Source organism: Metapseudomonas boanensis (genome assembly GCF_042232855.1).
Classification (GTDB): Bacteria; Pseudomonadota; Gammaproteobacteria; order Pseudomonadales; family Pseudomonadaceae; genus Metapseudomonas; species Metapseudomonas boanensis.
This window is the reverse complement of sequence record NZ_CP113889.1, coordinates 4874886-4892368: the sequence shown is the minus strand read 5'-3', so window position 1 is coordinate 4892368 and position 17483 is coordinate 4874886. Positions and strand designations below refer to the sequence as shown.

Below are 17483 nucleotides of genomic sequence, written 5' to 3'. Positions count from 1 at the left end.
ATGGAGCGGGTAGGGGAGCGGCATGCCCGGAAACAGGAAACGCACGCATGGAATTCTTCTTCGAGGTACTGATAGGCGGCTTGATGGCCGGGGTGATGTACTCCCTGGTCGCAATCGGCTTCGTACTGATCTACAAGGCCAGCGGGCTGTTCAACTTCGCCCAGGGCGCCATGGTGCTGTTCGCCGCGTTGACCTTCGTCAGCCTGCTGGAGCGCGGCGCGTCGTTCTGGCTCGCCTTCGCCATCACCCTTGCGAGCATGGTGGCGCTTGCCCTGCTGATCGAGCGGGCGGTACTGCGGCCGCTGGTCAATCGCTCACCTATCACCCTGTTCATGGCTACCCTCGGCCTGTCCTACGTCATCGAGGGCGCCGCCCAAGCGCTGTGGGGCGCCCAGGTGCACGGCCTGGAGCTGGGCATCAGCGATGCGCCGTTGGAGCTGGGCGGCATGCTGCTGTCGCAGTTCGACCTCTTCGCCGCGGCCACCGCCGCGTTGCTGGTGGTCACCCTGTCGTTGCTGTTCAACCGCACTCGCATCGGCCTGGCGCTACGCGCCGTGGCCGATGACCCGCTGGCCGCCCAGGCGGTGGGCATCCGCCTGCAGCGGGTATGGGTGGTGGTGTGGGCGGTGGCTGGGTTCGTCGGCCTGGTGGCCGGGCTGCTATGGGGCGCCCGCCTGGGCGTGCAGTTCTCGCTGTCTCTGGTGGTGCTCAAGGCGCTGCCGGTGCTGATCATCGGCGGCTTCACCTCGATTACCGGCGCCATAGTCGGCGGCTTGCTGATCGGCGCCTCGGAGAAGCTCGCCGAGGTCTATCTCGGACCCTACATCGGTGGCGGCATCGAGAACTGGTTCCCCTATGTGCTGGCCCTGCTGTTCCTGCTGGTGCGCCCGGCGGGGCTATTCGGCGAACGCGCCATCGAGCGTGTGTAAGGAGACGATGCAATGCTCTACAACGAAGCCGGCCAGTTCAGCGTGCGCTATGCCGACGACCGCCGATTCTTTCGCCTGCGTCAGGACCGCATCGGCCTCGCCGCGCTGCTGGCATTCGCCTTCATCGGCGTGCCGTTGCTCGGCAGCGACTACTGGTTCAACGCCATCCTGATTCCCTTCCTGGTGCTGTCCCTGGCCGGGCTCGGGCTGAACTTGCTGACCGGCTACGCCGGCCAGCTGTCGCTGGGTTCGGCGGCCTTCATGGCGGTCGGCGCTTTCGCCACCTACAACTTCGAGCTGCGTGTGCCAGGCCTGCCGCTGCTGCTCAGCATCCTCCTCGGCGGTCTGATGGCGGCCCTGGTGGCCATCGTTTTCGGTCTGCCGAGCCTGCGCATCAAGGGCTTCTACCTGCTGGTGTCGACCCTGGCCGCGCAGTTCTTCGTGCAGTGGGCGCTGACCAGGTTCGGCTGGTTCTCCAACTACAACTCCTCCGGGGTGATCAGCGCACCGCCGCTGCGGATGGCGGGTCTGGACTTCGGAACGCCGGCCGGGCGCTACCTGTTCACCCTCGGCGTGGTGCTGGCGCTGTTCTGGTTCGGCGGCAACCTGGTGCGCAGCGAGTTGGGGCGAAACTGGATGGCGGTGCGCGACATGGATACCGCCGCCGCGGTGATCGGCATCCCGCTGCTCAAGACCAAGCTACTGGCCTTTGCCATCAGCGGCTTCTTCCTCGGCGTGGCCGGCGCCCTGTGGGCCTTCACCTACCTGGGCACGGTGGAGCCGCACGGCTTCGACCTCAGTCGCTCCTTCCAGATCCTGTTCATCATCATCATCGGCGGCCTGGGCAGCATCCTCGGCAACTTCCTCGGCGCGGCCTTCATCGTGCTGTTCCCGCTGCTGCTGTCGAATCTCGCCGCGCTGCTGCCGGCCGGGCTGATAGACGCCGGCCAGCTGGAGAACCTGCAGAAGATCGTCTTCGGCACGCTGATCATCCTCTTCCTGATCAAGGAGCCGGAGGGCCTCGCGCGCCTCTGGCAGAGATTCCGCGAGCGCGCACGGCTCTGGCCGCTGCGCTACTGAGCGAACCCCATGGGCCAAGGCCCGCACACATGCCAAGTGATTTCGACAAGGACTAGCACGATGAACAAACGCACTTTCGCCGGCGGCCTGGCCCTGGCGCTCGGTCTCTCTGCCGCCGCCTTCACCGTCCAGGCGGCCAGCGAGCAGTACTTCCCGCTGCAGAGTTACCGGGTCGGCCCCTATGCCGCCGGTGGCACCGGCTTTTTCGGCGGATTCATCGACTACCTCAAGTACGTCAACGCCAACGGCGGGGTGAACGGGGTCAAGCTGACCTGGAGCGAGTGCGAGACCGAGTACGTGGTGGAGAAGGGTGTGGAGTGCTACGAGCGCCTGAAGACGGGCCAGAACGGCGCTCCGGCGGCCGCCACCAACCCGCTTTCGGTGGGTATCGCCTATGCCACTCTGGAGCGCTCCACCGCCGACAAGCTGCCGCTGATCACCATCAACCACGGGCGCACCGATTCCACCGACGGCAGTGTGTTCCCCTACGCCTTCCCGCTGCAGCTCAACCCCTATTCCGAGGTCTCGGCCATCGTCAATTGGATTGGCGAGAAGAGCGGCGGGCTCGACCAGCTCCAGGGCAAGAAGATCGTCACCCTCTACCACGGCTCGCCCTACGGCAAGGAAACCAACGAGGTGCTGCAGACCCTGGCTGACAAGTACGGCTTCGAGCTGACCCTGCTGGAGGTGCCGCACCCGGGCAACGAGCAGCAGTCGCAATGGCTGAACATCCGCCGGATCAAGCCGGACTGGGTGATCCTGCGTGGCTGGGGCGTGATGAACCCGGTGGCGCTGAAGACTGCGCAGAAGGTCGGCTACCCGGCTGACCACATCATCGGCAACATCTGGAGCAACTCGGAGGAGGATGCCGCCCCGGCGGGCGCCGCCGCCAAAGGCTTCATCGCCATCACCACCCACCCGTCCGGCACTTCCTTCCCGGTATTGCAGGGCATCCAGCAGCAGGTGGTGGACAAGGGCCAGGGCGACCTGGCCGATCCCAAGCGCTTCGGCACCGTCTACTACAACCTTGGGGTGGTCAACGGCATCCTCAACGTCGAGGCCGTGCGCATCGCCCAGGAGAAGTTCGGCAAGCAGCCTCTGACCGGCGAGCAGGTGCGCTGGGGCTTCGAGAACCTGCGCCTGGACGACGCGCGCCTGCAGGCGCTGGGCGCCAAGGGCCTGGTGCAGCCGCTGCAGCTGTCCTGCTCCGACCACGAGGGCGGCGGTGCGGTGCGCTTCCAGCAGTGGGATGGGCAGAAGTGGAACCTGATCAGTGACTGGGTGCAGGCCGACCGCGCGCTGCTGCGGCCGATCATCGAGGCGTCCTCGCACAAGTACGCCCAGGAAAAGGGCATCACCCCGCGCGACTGCAGCCAGCAGGGCTGATGCTCGCCGTTCCGGCCGGGGCGTCCGCCCCGGTCTTCCGCCAAGGGAGTCCGACATGATCCTGCAGGTCGATGACATCGAAGTGCTATACGAGCAGGTGATACTCGCCGTGCGTGGCGTTTCCCTGACGGTCAGGGAGGGCCAGGTGGTGGCCCTGCTCGGCGCCAACGGCGCCGGGAAGAGCACCACGCTCAAGGCCATAGCCGGCCTGGTACGGGCCGAGCGCGGTGAAGTGGTGCGCGGCGCCATCCGCTACCAGGGCCGCGACGTCACCCGTTCGGCGCCCCAGGCGCTGGCGTCCGCCGGTCTGGTGCAGGTGCTGGAGGGCCGCCACTGCTTCGCCCATCTGACGGTGGAGGAGAACCTGCTCACCGGTGCCTTTGCCCGGCCGCGCATCGGGCGCGGCGAGTTGCGCGAGGAGCTTGCGCGCATCTACGACTGGTTCCCACGCCTGAAGACCCGGCGCAGGAGCTTGGCCGGCTATACCTCAGGCGGCGAACAGCAGATGGTGGCCATAGGTCGAGCGCTGATCGCGCGGCCACGCCTGGTGCTGCTGGACGAGCCCTCGATGGGCCTGGCGCCCCAGATCGTCGAGGAGATCTTCGACATAGTCGGCGAGCTGAACCGGCGTGACGGCGTGAGCTTCCTGGTGGCCGAGCAGAACATCGATGTCGCCTTGCGCCATGCCCACCACGCCTATGTGCTGGAAAGTGGTCGGGTGGTCGACCAGGGCCCGGCCGGGGAGTTGGCTGCCCGTGGCGACCTGCACGACTTTTACCTGGGTGCCGTGCGCCGGGCCTGAGTCATGTGCCCACCAGACAACTGTTGCTGGGCCGACACCTGTCCAACATTCTGCTGTCCGACGGCAGACAGTTCGATCTCTCTTTTCTTTGTTAAGTATTTGAATTTAAAGGAATAAATGTTGTGGCATGGGTTGTGCGATGGTCCTGGTGCTTTGCACTGACAATTTTGAGGAACCCATGTCCACTCCCGCTGTATCCGCCCACTACGACATCCGCCAGCCGGATGCTCAGATCATTCGCGACGATGCCGAGGCCATCGCCGTCGCCCATCGCGTTGCTGCGCTGCTGCGTGAAGGCGCCGCTGAGCGCGACCGCCACCGCGAGGTGCCGGCGGACGTGGTCGACGCCTTCTCCAATAGCGGACTGTGGGGTATCACGGTGCCGCGCGAGTATGGTGGCGCTGAGGTGTCCTTCGCCACCCTGGCCCAGGTGATCGCCATTGTCTCGGCGGCCGATCCGTCGCTCGGGCAGATTCCGCAGAACCACTACTGCCTGCTGGAGGACATCCGCCTGCAGGGCACCGAGGCGCAGAAGCGCTTCTTCTTCGATCTGGTGCTCAAGGGCAACCGCTTCGCCAACGCCCTCTCGGAGACCGGCGGCAAGCACGTGGCGGACATCCGCACCCGCCTGGTGGCGGAGGGCGACCACTACCGCATCGACGGCCGCAAGGGCTACTGCACCGGCTCGCTCTACGCCCACTGGCTCGGTGTGCTGGCCCTGGATGACCAGGATCACGCCCAGCTGGCCTTCGTCCCGCGTGGTACCCAGGGGCTGGTGGTGGTCGACGACTGGGACAGCATCGGCCAGCGGACCACTTCCAGCGGCACCGTGCTGCTCGACGGCCTGCGCGTGCCGGCCTTCAATCTGTTTCCCAGCTACCGCTCTTACGAGAGCCCAACCCTGGCCGGTCCCTTCGCCCAGCTAACCACCGCCGCCATCGACGCTGGCATCGGCCGCGCGGCGCTGGACGACACCATCACATTCGTCCGCGAACACGCTCGCCCGTGGATCGACGCCGGGGTGGAGAAGGCCAACGAGGACCCGCTGACCATTATCCAGATAGGTTCTCTGGAGATCCGCCAGGAGGCTGCCGAGGCGCTGCTGGAGCGCGCCGGCCGGGTGCTCGACGCGGCCAAGCCGGCGCCGGACGAGGACAACGTGGCCGCCGCTTCGGTGGCCGTGGCCAAGGCCAAGGTTCTGACCACCGAGGTGGCCATCGAGGCCAGTAACCGTCTGTTCGAGCTGGGTGGCACTCGCTCCTCGCTGGCCAAGCACAACTTCGACCGCCACTGGCGCAATGCCCGGGTGCATACCCTGCACGACCCGGTGCGCTGGAAGTATCACCTGGTCGGTAACTGGGCCCTGAACGGCGTCAAGCCGGCGCGCCACGACTGGAACTGAGGCCGCGCCATGTCCAAGCAGATTCGCCTCAACGCCTTCGCCATGAACACCGTCGGCCACCTGTCCCCCGGCCTGTGGCGGCACCCGCGCGATCAGGCCACGCGCTACACCGACATCCACTACTGGATCGACCTGGCCAAGACCCTGGAACGCGGCCGCATCGACGGTCTGTTCATCGCCGACGTGCTGGGTGTCTATGACGTCTACGGTGGCAACGCCGACGCCGCGCTGAGCACGGCGGCGCAAGTGCCGGTCAACGATCCGTTGCAGCTGGTGCCGGCCATGGCCGCTGCCACTGAGCACCTGGGCTTCGGAGTCACCGCGTCGGTGTCCTTCGAGCATCCGTTTCCCTTCGCTCGGCGCATGAGCACCCTGGATCACCTGACCCGCGGCCGTGCCGGCTGGAACATCGTCACCTCGTACTTGGCCAGTGGTGCGCGCAACCTTGGCCAGCGCGACCAGCTGTCCCACGACCAGCGCTACTCGTTGGCCGAGGAGTATCTGCAGGTCTGCTACAAGCTGTGGGAGACCAGCTGGGAGGAGGGCGCGGTAGTCGCCGACCGCGACAGTGGCGTCTACGCCGAGCCGGCCCGGGTGCACGGCATCGGCCACGAGGGCACCTTCTTCCAGGTGCCCGGTTTCCACCTCTGCGAGCCGTCGCCGCAGCGCACCCCGGTGCTCTACCAGGCCGGCGCCTCCAGCCGTGGCCGGGCCTTCGCCGCGGCCAATGCCGAATGCGTGTTCGTCGCCGCGCCGAGCAAGGCGGTGCTGAAGAAGCAGGTTGCCGACTTCCGCGCCGCCGCTCTGGCCGCCGGGCGTGCGGCTGAGGACATCCTGATCCTCGAGCAGCTCACCGTGATAGTCGCCGAGACCGACGAGGCCGCCCTGGCGCGCCTGCGCGAGTACCGCGAGTACGCCAGCGCCACCGGTGCTCTGACCCTGATGGCCGGCTGGACCGGCATCGATTTTTCCCAGTACGAGCCGGACCAGGTGTTGCGCGAGGTGCCCAGTGAGGCCATCCAGTCCGCGGTAGAGGCCTTCACCCGCGCCGACCCGACGCGCACCTGGACCACCGCCGAGATCGCCGACTACTGCGCCATCGGCGGCGACGGCCCGGTGCTGGTCGGCTCGGCCAAGACGGTGGCCGACCAGCTGCAGGAGTGGGTCGAGGAAACCGACGTCGACGGCTTCAACCTGGCCAGCGTGGTCGCCCCGGAGACGTTCGAGGCGGTGGTCGACCTGTTAGTGCCGGAGTTGCAGGCGCGCGGTCTGTTCAAGCGCGAGTATGCCGAGGGCACGCTGCGCAACAAGCTGTTCGGCCAGGGTGACCGCCTGCGCGCACCTCACCCGGTAGCCAGACTGCGGCGGGAGGCCGGGCGATGAACGAACTGCTCGCCAACCTGGACTGGAGCGAGATCGGCCAGGCCTGCCTCGACACCCTGAGCATGCTCGGCGGTGCGCTGGGCTTCACCGTGCTGCTCGGCCTGCCGCTGGGCGTGCTGTTGTACCTCACTGGTCAGCGCCAGCTGCTGGCCAGCCCGACGCTGTACCGCGGCCTGTCGGTGGTGGTGAACGTGCTGCGCTCGCTGCCCTTCATCATCCTGCTGATCGTTCTGATCCCGCTGACCACGTTGCTCACCGGCACCTCGCTCGGCGTGCGCGGCGCCGTCCCGCCGCTGGTGGTGGGTTGCACGCCATTTTTTGCGCGCCTGGTGGAGACCGCGCTGCGCGAGGTCGATCGTGGCCTGGTCGAGGCCAGCCAGTCCATGGGTGGCAGCACCTGGCAGATCATCTGGTACACCCTGCTGCCGGAGGCCCGCACCGGGCTGATCGCCGCCGTCACCGTGACCGCCATCGTGCTGGTGGACTACACCGCCATGGCCGGCGTGATCGGTGGCGGCGGCCTCGGCGACCTGGCAATCCGCTTCGGCTACCAGCGCTTCCAGACCGACGTGATGGTGGTCACCGTGCTGCTGCTGGTTCTGCTGGTGCAGGCCCTGCAGATGAGCGGCGACCGCCTGGTGCGGCACTTCACCCGCCGCTGAACTCGCTTAACCCGTCAGCGGCAGCCGGGTTTCGCTGCCGCCTCGGCCCCACGTTCGCCCGACGACGGCCACCCGATCCCATAGGAGTCACATCATGTTGAAGCAGTCCCTGGCGGTTCTCGCCGCCGCCATTCTGAGCCTGTCCGCCCATGCCGGCGAGAAACTGGTGGTAGGCGCCACCCCGGTGCCCCACGCGGAGATCCTCGAGTTCGTCAAACCTGCCCTGGCCAAGGAAGGGGTCGATCTGGACATCAAAGTGTTCACCGACTTCATCCAGCCCAACCTGCAGCTGGCGGAGAAGAACCTCGACGCCAACTACTACCAGTACCGCCCATTCCTCGATGACTTCAACAAAACCCGGCACACCGACCTGGTGCCGGTGGTCGGCGTGCACATCGAGCCGTTCGGCGCCTACTCGACCAAGATCAAGGACCTCAAGGATCTGCCCGACGGCGCCAGCGTGGCTATCCCCAACGACCCGGTGAACACCGGTCGCTCCCTGGTGCTGCTGCACGAGGCGGGGCTGATCAAGCTCAAGGACCCGAGCAACACCCTGGCCACTACCCGCGACATCGCCGAGAACCCGAAGAAGCTGAAGTTCCGCGAACTGGAAGGCGCGCTGCTGGCCCGTGCGGTCAGCCAGGTGGACCTGGCCTTCGTCTTCGCCAACTACGCCCTGGAGGCCGGCATCGACACCAACAAGGCGCTGATCGTGGAGAAGGGCAAGGACCTCTACGTCGAGTTCCTGGTGGCGCGTCCGGACAACATCCAGGATCCGGGCATCCAGAAGCTGGCCAAGGCCCTCAACACCCCCGAAGTGCGCAACTTCATCCTGACCCGCTACAAGGGCCAGATCGCACCGGGTTTCTAATCCCGACACGACGGGTGCCGCCACTGGCGGCGCCTGTCGCCGATCACTGACTGGAACCTTCCACCGTGACAAGTTTTTCCCAAGACATTCTCGCCAGTACGGCGCAGTTGCAATTGCGCAGTATCGGCAAGCGCTACGGCGCGCTGAGTGCTTTGCAGGACATCGACCTGCAGGTCCAGCGCGGCGAGATCTTCGGCATCATCGGCCGCAGTGGCGCTGGCAAGTCCTCGTTGCTGCGTCTGATCAATCGCCTGGAGAGTCCCAGCGAGGGCCAGGTGCTGATCGACGGTGAGGACATCGCCCGCTTCGACAGTGCGCGCCTGCACGTGCTGCGGCGCAAGGTGGCGATGATCTTCCAGCACTTCAACCTGATGGCCACTCGCACTGTGGCCGAGAACATCGAGCTGCCCCTGCGCATGGCCGGCTTACCGCGCGCAGAGCGTGCTCACCGGGTAGATGAACTGCTGCACCTGGTGGGACTGGCCGAGCGCCGCGATGCCTATCCGGCGCAGCTCTCCGGCGGGCAGAAACAGCGTGTCGGCATCGCCCGTGCACTGGTGCTGCAGCCGGACATCCTGCTGTGCGACGAGGCCACCTCGGCCCTCGATCCGGAGAGTACCCAGGCCATCCTCGAACTGCTGCGCGACATCAATCGCCGCCTCGGCCTGACCATCGTGCTGATCACCCACGAGATGGAGGTGATCCGCGACCTCTGCCACCGCGTGGCGGTGCTCGAGCGCGGCCAGGTGGTGGAGCAGGGTGAGGTCTGGCAGGTGTTTGGTGATCCACGCCACGAGGTCAGCCAGATTCTGCTCGGGGGACCGGCCAGGACAGGGCAGGGCACTGCGGCCGCCACAGAGCTGTGGCTGGAGCTGCACTACACCGGCGAGCGAGCACTGGAGCCCGACCTGGCCGGACTGACGGCAGCGCTGGGGTCGGGACTGCGTCTTCTGCACGGGGGTATCGACCGCATCCAGGGGCGTGCCCTGGGGTGCCTGCGGGTGGCGCTGCCGCATTGCCATGAGCCCGACGCCGTCCTGGCGCGAGCCGGGCAATTGGCCGACCGGGTACAGCGGGTGTATTGAGGCTGCGCCCCGTGCCAAGGGCGCAGCATGGCTTACGCCAACTTGAACAGCCGTGCGGCATTGCCGTGGAAGAACTTCTCCAGCACCTCGTCCTTGAAGCCCAGGCTCTGGGCATCCTCGATGCTCTGGCGGATCGGACGGAAGGTGTAGGAGGAGCCGAACAGCAGCTGCTCGGCGAGGAAGCCATTGGCCGCCTGCACATAGGCCGCGCTGCCTGGCAAGAACAGGTACATGTCAGGCACCAGGTGAATGTTTTCGTAGCGGAAGGCTACGCCTATGGCCTGTTGCACGTTGGGCCAGTAGCCGTGGTAGACCACTATCTGCAACTGCGGGAAGGCTCGGGCCACGGCGGCCAGGCGGCCCGGGTCGTTGTGGGCCGGGTCGGGCGTGGTCGGGCCGCTCATCAGGAATAGCGGGATGCCGCGCTGCTGCAGGTGCTCGTAGAGCGGCCAGTACAGCGCATCGTCCGGATGCCGGGCCGGCTCGGCGAAGCCCGGCTCGAGGTCGATGCCGGCCAGGCCGAGCACGTCGATGGCGAGGTCGATCTCCGCCAGGGCGCCCTCCACGCCCTGCAGCGTCGGGTCCACCGCGCCGACGCCAATCAGTTCGGCATGGCCATGGACTATCTCGTGGATGCGTTTGTTGGGCAGGTGTTGGCCCGGCGTATGGCGGCCGACCACCACCGCCTTGTGCAGGCCGGCCTCGCGCACTTCGCCGAGGAAACCTTCCTGGGTCAGCGAGCGCTCGAAGTGGTCGTCCGGGCCGCGGGTGCCGACGCGCCGGTTGAGCCAACGCGCAGTGGCATGCTCGGGTGAACCCGGTACGCCACCGAAGAAGGGATGCAGAAAGGCTGGGCGGCAGCGCAGGTCGATGATCCTCATGCGACCTTCTCCTTGCCGGCGCGAACATCGAAGGCGCCGCCGGTAAATGCGCCGTCCACCGTGACCTTGCCCTTGCCGGGCAGTAGCGGGAACACCAGTTCGGCGAAGCGGTAGGCCTCCTCCAGATGGGGGTAGCCGGACAGCACGAAGCTGTCGACACCCAGCTCGGCGTATTCCAGCAGGCGCGCGGCCACCGTTTCCGGGTCGCCGACCAGGGCGGTGCCGGCGCCACCTCGCACCAGGCCGACACCCGCCCAGAGGTTGGGCGCCACTTCCAGATTTTTGCGATTGCCGCCGTGCAGGGCGGCCATGCGCCGTTGGCCCTCGGAATCCATCTTGGCGTAGTTGACCTGGGCGGCGGCGATGGTGGCGTCGTCGAGGTGGCTGATCAGCTCGTCGGCGGCAGCCCAGGCCGCCTCATTGGTCTCGCGCACTATCACGTGCAGGCGCACGCCGAAACGCACCGTGCGACCGTGCTTGGCGGCGCGGCCACGCACGTCGGCGATCTTCTCGGCCACGGCGGCCGGCGGCTCGCCCCAGGTCAGGTAGGCGTCCACGTGCTTGGCCGCCAGTTCGTGGGCGGCCGGCGAGGAACCGCCGAAGTACAGCGGCGGATGGGGCTGCTGTAACGGAGGGAAGAAGTTCTGCGCGCCCTCGACCTTGAGGTGCTTGCCCTCGAAGTCGACGGTTTCGCCCTGCAGCAGGCGGCGCCAGATAGTGAGGAACTCGTCGGACGCCGCGTAGCGCTCGTCATGAGCGAGAAACACGCCATCGGCGGCCAGCTCCGTGGCATCGCCGCCGGGCACAACGTTGAGCAGCAGACGGCCGTTGCTGGCCTGGTCCAGGCTGGCGGCCTGGCGTGCCGACGCGGTGGGGTTGCCGAGCGAGGTGCGCAATGCCACCAGCAGCTTGATGCGCTGGGTCACCGGTACCAGGCTGGCTGCGGTCACCCAGGGGTCCAGGCAGCTGGCGCCGGTGGGAATCAGCAGGCCGTCGTAGCCGAGCTGGTCGGCGGCCACGGCGATCTGGCGCATGTAGGCATTGGTCGCCGGGCGGCCGCTGGCCGAGTGGCCCAGGTAGCGGGTGTCGCCGGAAGTGGGCAGGAACCAGAAGATATCCAGACTCATGATGATTTCCTCGTTGCCATCGTCGGTTGAGGGCCGCTGGGGCCCGTTGGGTGCACGCGTGGCATGGGTCTTTTTTGGGATTCAGATCGACAGATTGATCACCCGGCTGCCTTGGGAGACCTCGATCGGGCGGCGCTTGTTCACCACCAGCTCGCCGATGCGGATCAGGTGAGTGCGGGTGATGTTGCGTGACAGCCCGAGCAGGTTGGCCGTGTGCACCTGGTTGTAGTGGCAGAAGCGGTAGGCCGCACGCAGCAGGGCATCCTCGACCTTTTCGTGCAGAGCGCCGCCCTGTTCTTCGAACAGGCGCAGGAAGGCGCGCTGCAGCAGCTCGTCGACACTCTCCGTGCGCGGCTGGCTGTCTTTCTCGCGCTCGATGCGCAGGTTGGACAGATGCAGATCCTCGGCGCGGATCAGGTGGTCGCGGCAGATCAGCAGGGTGTGGTGGATGACGTTTTCAAGCTCGCGGATGTTGCCCGGCCAGCTGTAGCCGGCAAGGCGCTGGCGCGCCTCCTCGCTGAGGGTCACCTCGGCGTAGCCGAGGCGGCGGCTGTACTCGGCGATGAAGTGGCGAGCCAGCGGCAGAATGTCGCCGGGCCGCTCGCGCAGCGGGTGGAGCTGCAGGCTAACCACGTTGAGGCGGTAGTACAGGTCCTCGCGGAAGTGCCCGGCGTTGATCGCCTTCTCGAGATGCACGTTGGTTGCCGCCAGCACCCGCACGTTGATCGGGATACTCTTGCGCGAACCCAGACGCACTACCTCGCGCTCCTGCAGTACGCGCAGCAGCTTGACCTGAATCGGCATTGGCAGGTCGCCGATCTCGTCGAGGAACAGCGTGCCGCCATTGGCCTCCTCGAACCAGCCGGCCTTGGCCGCCAGGGCGCCGGTGAAGGCGCCTTTCTCGTGGCCGAACAGTTCGGCCTCCACCAGCGACTCGGAGAAGGCGCCGCAGTTGACCGCCACGAAGGGGCCGTTGCGGCGAGCGCTGAGGTTATGGACGTGGCGCGCTACCAGCTCCTTGCCCGTACCGGTTTCACCGATGATCAGGACGCTGGCCTCGCTGGGGGCGACCTGTTGCAAGTGGGCGAGCAGCGCCTGCGATCTGGGGTCTTCGAAGACCTGAGCGGTCGCCCTGATCGAGGTGGCCAGTGTCGGTGACGGGGGGAGGGTCAGCAGTTGCATGGGCGTGCCTTACGAGTAGAAGGACGGAGTAGGGCGCGTACCGTTCAGCGCCCACTCGCCCAGTTCGTGGATGCGGTAGTCCACCGGGTCGTGCAGGGTCTGGGTGCGCAGGTTGCGCCAGAAGCGGTCGAAGCGTAGCGAGGCGTGGGTAGCCCGCGCGCCAGTGACTTCGAACAGGCGGTTGCAGATGTCCAGGCCGTGGCGGGTGGCGGCCACTTTAGCGGTGCCGATGGCCAGGGCCAGTTGCGCGCGCTCCTCGCCGCTCAGGGCGTGCTCCTTGCTCCAGGCTTCGTCGAGCTGCGTGGCGGCGCGTTCAATCAGCAGGCGCACGCTCTCCAGGCCGACCCAGAACTCGCCGTAGTGGCGCAGGACATAGGGGTCCTCGCTGCTGTGGCGGGCATTGGAGCGGAACCAGGGGCGGCTCTCCTTGAGGCTGTACTGGCGCGCCTCCTCGAAGGCACCTTCGGCGATGCCGAGGAACAGGTTGGCGAAGTGCAGCTGGGCGATCAGCGGGCGCAAGCAGGCGAAGGGTGTGCTCAGTGGGCCCGGATCGAGCAGTAACTCGGCGTGTTCGACGCGCACTCGCTCGAAGGTGGCGCTGCCACTGTCGGTCTGGCGCTGGCCGATGTTGTCCCAGTCGTCGTGCAGGCTGATGCCGGTACGCCCGCTGGGAATGGCAGCGATCAACAGCTCGCCGCCGGCACTCTCGTCCACGGCGGAGGCGATCAGCATCTCCGAGTCGCTGGCGCCGGAGCAGAAGCTCTTCTTGCCGGAGAACTCGTACCAGCCATCGAACTTTTTCACCACGGTGCGGGTGTCCAGCGGGTTGAGGGCGTTACCCCAGAACCAGTTCTTGCGCGCGGTCTGCTCGAACCAGGGTTGCCATTGCTCGGGCCGGGCGAACAGGCGCACGGTGGCCAGCATCAGGTGCTGGAAACCAAACACGTGGGCGATGGAGCTGTCGACGCGGGCGAACTCGCGCACCACCTCGAAGGTTTCGCTCCAGCTGGCGCCGATGCCGCCGTACTGGCTGGGAATCGCCAGGGCCAGCAGGCCGCTGGCGCGCAGCGCGTCGCGCTCGACCTTGGGCGTGCCGCCGCGAGCATCGCGCTCCACGGCGCTCTCGGTGAACTGTTCGGCGAGCCGCTGTGCAGTTTGCAGTGGTTTGAGGAAGGTGGGTTGTTGATGCAGGCTCATGGCTGGCGACCCGTCAGGCGATCTTGCGCAGCACGGCGCCGTCGTGGTTGCCACGCAGCACGGCGGCGGCGCGCTCGGCGGCCAGGCGGATGCGCGCTTGCAGCGGCTCGCTGGTGACCCGGTAGTCCCGGAAATCCGCCTCCGAGGCGTATACGCCGATGGGCAGGGTGAGCGCCTGGAAGAAGCTGAACAGTGGGCGCAGTTGGTGATCGATGACCAGCGCATGGCGCTCACTGCCGCCGGTGGCGGCCAGCAGCACCGGAGTATCGATCAGCGCGTGCTGGTCGATCAGGTCGAACAGGTGCTTGAACTGACCCGGGTAGGAACCCCGATAGACCGGCGCCGCGACTATCAGCAGATCAGCATGCTCGATGGCCGCCAGTTTCTCTTCCACATCGGCCGGCAACTCTTTGCGCGAAAGGGCGCCACCGACCGCTCGGGCGATGTCGCCCAGCTCGATCAGGCGGGCGCCGAACTGAAGATGTTGGCTGAGGGCATCGACTATCGCCTCGGCCAGGGCCAGGGTGCGCGACGGGCGATAGGCTCCACCCGAGACGGCGACGACGTTGAAGGAGGTGCTCATGGTTGGTGTTCCTTTGGCAGATAGGGTCGACGTGCCAAAGCAATTCCCATTCCATTAAGTTAAATATATAAAAATCAATGGATTATGGTTTTTTTGTGTAGATTGACTGTTGCTGGTGAAGTGAACTGTTGAATGAGTGTTTGCAGGGAAACAGTTCGTTCGCTGTTGGTGCAGCAACAACGGGTTCGCCGTCAGTGCGGGTACGAATCGCTCCAGGGGAGAAGCTGGTGAACGGCTGGCCAATAGCGGACGCTCTACGGCGATTCATCGGACAACAGAACCAGGCGTATCTTCGCTGCCACCCCGTACGAGAAAATCAATCAGCACCCGGCTCGCGGCAGACAACTGGCGATGAGGCGGATAGATGATGGAAAAAGGTCGTCTGGCGCCCTCGAACGTCTCGAGAAGACGAACAAGCCGCCCCTGACGCAAGCGCTCGGCGACGATGAACTCATAGGTCTGACAAATCCCGACGCCTTGCTCCGCCAGGGAGATGCAGCCAAGCACATCGTCAGCGATGACAGGATTCCCTTGGGGGATGAACGTTTGCTCCTGCTCGCCCTGGCGGAACTGCCAGACCCCAGGGCGGCCGTTACTGGGCATGACAAAAGGCAGGCAGTTGTGCTCGGCAAGATCGGCAAGGGAATGGGGAGTTCCCGCCCGCGCGAGATAGCTGGGTGCCGCTACCAGACACAGTGACGCCTCTTCCAGCCGGCGGGCAACCAGGCTGCTGTCAGGCAATGTCCCAAGACGGATCGCCAGGTCATAACCTTCGGCAACCAGGTCGACGTTGCGATTGGTGATCCCTAACTCCACCTGCACCTTCGGGTAGCGTTGGGCAAATGCAGCCAGAATGGCGGGCAGCCGGTGGTGCCCATAGGTGGTCGGCGCGCTCAGACGCACCCGGCCTTGAACCTCGCCCTGCCCACTCAGTGCCCGCTCTGCACTGGCGATTTGCTGGAAGGCCGTGCGGGCCTGTTCGACATATTCACGGCCGCTATCGGTGAGGCTCAGGCGACGTGTGGTGCGACGCAGCAGCTGCACCCCCAGGCGTGACTCCAGACGGGTAATCGCTCGGCTGACCACCGATGGCGTGGTGGCCAGGGCAACGGCCGCCGCACTGATCGAACCGCGCTCGACCACTTCCAACAGCGCCTCGACATCTCCGAGGTGATCAAATCGCCGCGTCATCTTGTCCTCTGTAGCAAAAATGATTTCCAGAAAAGCCAATTTATCGCCGATACAGGCATCAATAAAGTGCTCCGCAACGCGCAGCATTCGGCCCGCGCCTGTGAAGGAATGAAAGCGATGAAGACCCTGAAACAACTTGCTCTGGCTACCGCCATCGGCAGCGCCAGCCTGGGTGCCCACGCCGCGAATGTGCTGGTCGTGCTTTCCGATGAGGATCATCTGGAACTGCGCGATGGCAAAGTGTTCGCCACCGGCTTCTACCTCAATGAATTGCTGGAACCCACCAAGGCGCTGCTCGACGCCGGCCATCAGGTTACCTTCGCGACACCCCGAGGCCGCGCCCCGAGCCTGGACCACAGCTCGGCAGCCGCCCAATACTTCGGTGGCGACCAGAAGCGATTGGCGGAGTACCAGGCACTACTGGAACGACTACAGCTGACTTCGCCATCCCACTCGCCGGTGATCAGCCTGGCGCGGGTAGAACAGATCGGCTACGAACAATTCGACGCGCTCTACGTGCCCGGCGGCCATGCACCGATGCAGGACCTGATTTCCGATCCCGCCCTTGGCCATTTGCTGCACGCCTTCCACGCTGCCGGTAAACCGACCGCCCTGGTCTGCCACGGCCCCATCGCCCTGCTCTCGGCACTGGACCAGCCGCAGCAACTGATCCATGCAGTGGAGGCCGGTGATACGTCATCGACGCCGAAAGGCTGGATCTACGCCGGCTACCGCATGACGGTCATCAGCAACCAGGAAGAGGAGCAGGCCAAGGGCCTTCTGGGTGGCGGACAAATGAAGTTCTACCCTCAGACCGCCCTGGAGAGCGCCGGCGGTCAGTACCAGAGCAACCAATCGCCCTGGACTCCCAATGTCGTGATCGACCGCGAACTGATCACCGGACAGAACCCTGCGTCCGCGGCGGCGGTCGGCCAGGCCCTGTTGCGGCGCCTGCAGAAAGACTGAGCTGAAGGAGCAATTGATGTCAGCCCGTACCTTTCTGATTACCGGTGCCAGCAAGGGCATCGGTCGAGCCATCTCCGAGCAACTGGCGAGCAATGGTCACCGTGTCGTCGGAATCGCTCGCCAGGCGGACGACGCAAGCTTCCCCGGCGAACTGGTAGCTGCAGATCTGGGCGACGCTGACAGCGTAGCCCGTGTGCTCGACAACCTGACGGCGCGCCATGACTTCGATGGCCTTGTGAACAATGTCGGCCTGGTCAGCCCCCAAGCACTCGGCGAAGTGGAGCTTGCCAGCTTCGACGAAGTCATGAGGGTTAACCTGCACCCGGCGCTGCAAGCGACCCAGGCTCTCCTGCCGAGCATGCGCGCGCACGGCTGGGGACGCGTCGTGAACATTTCGAGCCTGACCGTTCTTGGCATTCGCCAGAGAACCTCCTACGCCGCTGCCAAAGCAGCCCTGGTCAGCTTCACCCGGGGCTGGGCACTGGAGCTGGCTCAGACTGGAATCACCGTCAATGCAGTCGCACCGGGCCCGATCGATACCGAGCTCTTCCGCTCAGGAAATCCGGTGGGCAGCCCCGGTGAAGCGGCCTACCTCGCGGCAGTGCCGATGGGCCGTCTCGGGCGTGCGCAGGAAGTCGCTGCGGCGGTGGCTTTCCTGCTCGAAGAGCGCAGCGCCTTTATCACCGGGCAAACTCTCTATGTCGATGGCGGTGCATCTATCGGCAAACACTCGTTCTGATCACCCGGCACTCCCCT

17 protein-coding genes are annotated in these 17483 nt (G+C 65.9%); 11 read left to right on the top strand and 6 right to left on the bottom strand.

The genetic code is table 11. The features are described 5' to 3' along the window. The first annotated feature begins 47 nt into the window (after window positions 1-47). From OXH74_RS22840 to OXH74_RS22800, 9 genes are all read left to right on the top strand, one after another. Window positions 48-929, top strand: coding sequence for a branched-chain amino acid ABC transporter permease (locus OXH74_RS22840; protein WP_375738996.1), 882 nt, complete (start codon window positions 48-50; stop codon window positions 927-929). A gap of 12 nt (window positions 930-941) precedes the next feature. Further along, entirely contained in the window at window positions 942-2009 is a 1068-nt protein-coding gene (locus tag OXH74_RS22835; protein WP_375738995.1) for a branched-chain amino acid ABC transporter permease, read from the top strand. Between the two features lie 60 nt (window positions 2010-2069). Further along, window positions 2070-3395: an ABC transporter substrate-binding protein gene (locus OXH74_RS22830; protein ID WP_375738994.1), complete on the top strand. Its 1326-nt coding sequence runs from the start codon at window positions 2070-2072 to the stop codon at window positions 3393-3395. A gap of 55 nt (window positions 3396-3450) precedes the next feature. After that, window positions 3451-4197 carry an ABC transporter ATP-binding protein gene (locus tag OXH74_RS22825; RefSeq protein ID WP_375738993.1) on the top strand — a complete coding sequence of 249 codons (747 nt, stop codon included), beginning with the start codon at window positions 3451-3453 and terminating at the stop codon, window positions 4195-4197. Between the two features lie 178 nt (window positions 4198-4375). After that, window positions 4376-5599, top strand: a complete 1224-nt coding sequence (locus OXH74_RS22820; RefSeq protein ID WP_375738992.1) for an SfnB family sulfur acquisition oxidoreductase — start codon at window positions 4376-4378, stop codon at window positions 5597-5599. 9 nt (window positions 5600-5608) lie between these two features. Further along, on the top strand, window positions 5609-6982 hold the full coding sequence (locus OXH74_RS22815; protein WP_375738991.1) for an LLM class flavin-dependent oxidoreductase: 1374 nt from the start codon (window positions 5609-5611) through the stop codon (window positions 6980-6982). Then, a complete protein-coding gene (locus OXH74_RS22810) occupies window positions 6979-7644 on the top strand; it encodes a methionine ABC transporter permease (protein ID WP_044875268.1) in 666 nt (221 codons plus the stop codon). Before OXH74_RS22815 ends, OXH74_RS22810 begins: the two co-directional genes overlap by 4 nt. A 97-nt stretch (window positions 7645-7741) precedes the next feature. Next, window positions 7742-8515: a MetQ/NlpA family ABC transporter substrate-binding protein gene (locus tag OXH74_RS22805; RefSeq protein WP_044875504.1), complete on the top strand. Its 774-nt coding sequence runs from the start codon at window positions 7742-7744 to the stop codon at window positions 8513-8515. 65 nt (window positions 8516-8580) lie between these two features. Then, window positions 8581-9600, top strand: a complete 1020-nt coding sequence (locus OXH74_RS22800; RefSeq protein ID WP_375738990.1) for a methionine ABC transporter ATP-binding protein — start codon at window positions 8581-8583, stop codon at window positions 9598-9600. Window positions 9601-9632: 32 nt separating this feature from the next. On the opposite strand, the gene OXH74_RS22795 is transcribed toward OXH74_RS22800, so the two are convergent. The 6 genes from OXH74_RS22795 to OXH74_RS22770 all read right to left on the bottom strand — a co-directional run bounded on the left by OXH74_RS22795 (window position 9633) and on the right by OXH74_RS22770 (window position 15761). Beyond that, window positions 9633-10481 carry an amidohydrolase family protein gene (locus OXH74_RS22795; protein ID WP_375738989.1) on the bottom strand — a complete coding sequence of 283 codons (849 nt, stop codon included), beginning with the start codon at window positions 10479-10481 and terminating at the stop codon, window positions 9633-9635. After that, window positions 10478-11608: an FMNH2-dependent alkanesulfonate monooxygenase gene (gene ssuD / locus OXH74_RS22790; protein WP_375738988.1), complete on the bottom strand. Its 1131-nt coding sequence runs from the start codon at window positions 11606-11608 to the stop codon at window positions 10478-10480. Before ssuD ends, OXH74_RS22795 begins: the two co-directional genes overlap by 4 nt. An 81-nt stretch (window positions 11609-11689) precedes the next feature. Continuing rightward, window positions 11690-12790 (bottom strand): sigma-54 interaction domain-containing protein, encoded by a 1101-nt coding sequence (locus tag OXH74_RS22785; protein WP_375738987.1) that lies wholly within the window; start codon window positions 12788-12790, stop codon window positions 11690-11692. A gap of 9 nt (window positions 12791-12799) precedes the next feature. After that, entirely contained in the window at window positions 12800-13987 is a 1188-nt protein-coding gene (locus OXH74_RS22780) for an acyl-CoA dehydrogenase family protein (protein ID WP_375738986.1), read from the bottom strand. A 13-nt stretch (window positions 13988-14000) separates the two neighbouring features. Then, window positions 14001-14570, bottom strand: coding sequence for an FMN reductase (msuE, locus tag OXH74_RS22775; RefSeq protein WP_375738985.1), 570 nt, complete (start codon window positions 14568-14570; stop codon window positions 14001-14003). 264 nt (window positions 14571-14834) lie between these two features. Beyond that, the gene (locus tag OXH74_RS22770; protein WP_375741666.1) at window positions 14835-15761 is read right to left on the bottom strand and encodes a LysR family transcriptional regulator; all 927 of its coding nucleotides are present in this window, start codon (window positions 15759-15761) and stop codon (window positions 14835-14837) included. Window positions 15762-15878: 117 nt separating this feature from the next. Between OXH74_RS22770 and OXH74_RS22765 the strand changes: the two genes are divergently transcribed. Together OXH74_RS22765 and OXH74_RS22760 are read left to right on the top strand one after the other, a co-directional pair. Continuing rightward, on the top strand, window positions 15879-16727 hold the full coding sequence (locus OXH74_RS22765) for a type 1 glutamine amidotransferase domain-containing protein (protein ID WP_375738984.1): 849 nt from the start codon (window positions 15879-15881) through the stop codon (window positions 16725-16727). A 16-nt stretch (window positions 16728-16743) separates the two neighbouring features. Further along, on the top strand, window positions 16744-17466 hold the full coding sequence (locus OXH74_RS22760; protein WP_375738983.1) for an SDR family oxidoreductase: 723 nt from the start codon (window positions 16744-16746) through the stop codon (window positions 17464-17466). The last annotated feature ends 17 nt before the right edge of the window (window positions 17467-17483 follow it).

Bases quoted from the DNA above. Each gene is read 5' to 3' on its own strand.
- OXH74_RS22820 (WP_375738992.1), top strand. From the start codon at position 4,376: ATGTCCACTCCCGCTGTATCCGCCCACTACGACATCCGCCAGCCGGAT.
- OXH74_RS22835 (WP_375738995.1), top strand. From the start codon at position 942: ATGCTCTACAACGAAGCCGGCCAGTTCAGCGTGCGCTATGCCGACGAC.
- OXH74_RS22770 (WP_375741666.1), bottom strand. From the start codon at position 15,761: ATGACGCGGCGATTTGATCACCTCGGAGATGTCGAGGCGCTGTTGGAA.
- OXH74_RS22780 (WP_375738986.1), bottom strand. From the start codon at position 13,987: ATGAGCCTGCATCAACAACCCACCTTCCTCAAACCACTGCAAACTGCA.
- OXH74_RS22785 (WP_375738987.1), bottom strand. From the start codon at position 12,790: ATGCAACTGCTGACCCTCCCCCCGTCACCGACACTGGCCACCTCGATC.
- OXH74_RS22830 (WP_375738994.1), top strand. From the start codon at position 2,070: ATGAACAAACGCACTTTCGCCGGCGGCCTGGCCCTGGCGCTCGGTCTC.
- ssuD (WP_375738988.1), bottom strand. From the start codon at position 11,608: ATGAGTCTGGATATCTTCTGGTTCCTGCCCACTTCCGGCGACACCCGC.
- OXH74_RS22760 (WP_375738983.1), top strand. From the start codon at position 16,744: ATGTCAGCCCGTACCTTTCTGATTACCGGTGCCAGCAAGGGCATCGGT.
- msuE (WP_375738985.1), bottom strand. From the start codon at position 14,570: ATGAGCACCTCCTTCAACGTCGTCGCCGTCTCGGGTGGAGCCTATCGC.
- OXH74_RS22840 (WP_375738996.1), top strand. From the start codon at position 48: ATGGAATTCTTCTTCGAGGTACTGATAGGCGGCTTGATGGCCGGGGTG.
- OXH74_RS22765 (WP_375738984.1), top strand. From the start codon at position 15,879: ATGAAGACCCTGAAACAACTTGCTCTGGCTACCGCCATCGGCAGCGCC.
- OXH74_RS22815 (WP_375738991.1), top strand. From the start codon at position 5,609: ATGTCCAAGCAGATTCGCCTCAACGCCTTCGCCATGAACACCGTCGGC.
- OXH74_RS22825 (WP_375738993.1), top strand. From the start codon at position 3,451: ATGATCCTGCAGGTCGATGACATCGAAGTGCTATACGAGCAGGTGATA.
- OXH74_RS22795 (WP_375738989.1), bottom strand. From the start codon at position 10,481: ATGAGGATCATCGACCTGCGCTGCCGCCCAGCCTTTCTGCATCCCTTC.
- OXH74_RS22810 (WP_044875268.1), top strand. From the start codon at position 6,979: ATGAACGAACTGCTCGCCAACCTGGACTGGAGCGAGATCGGCCAGGCC.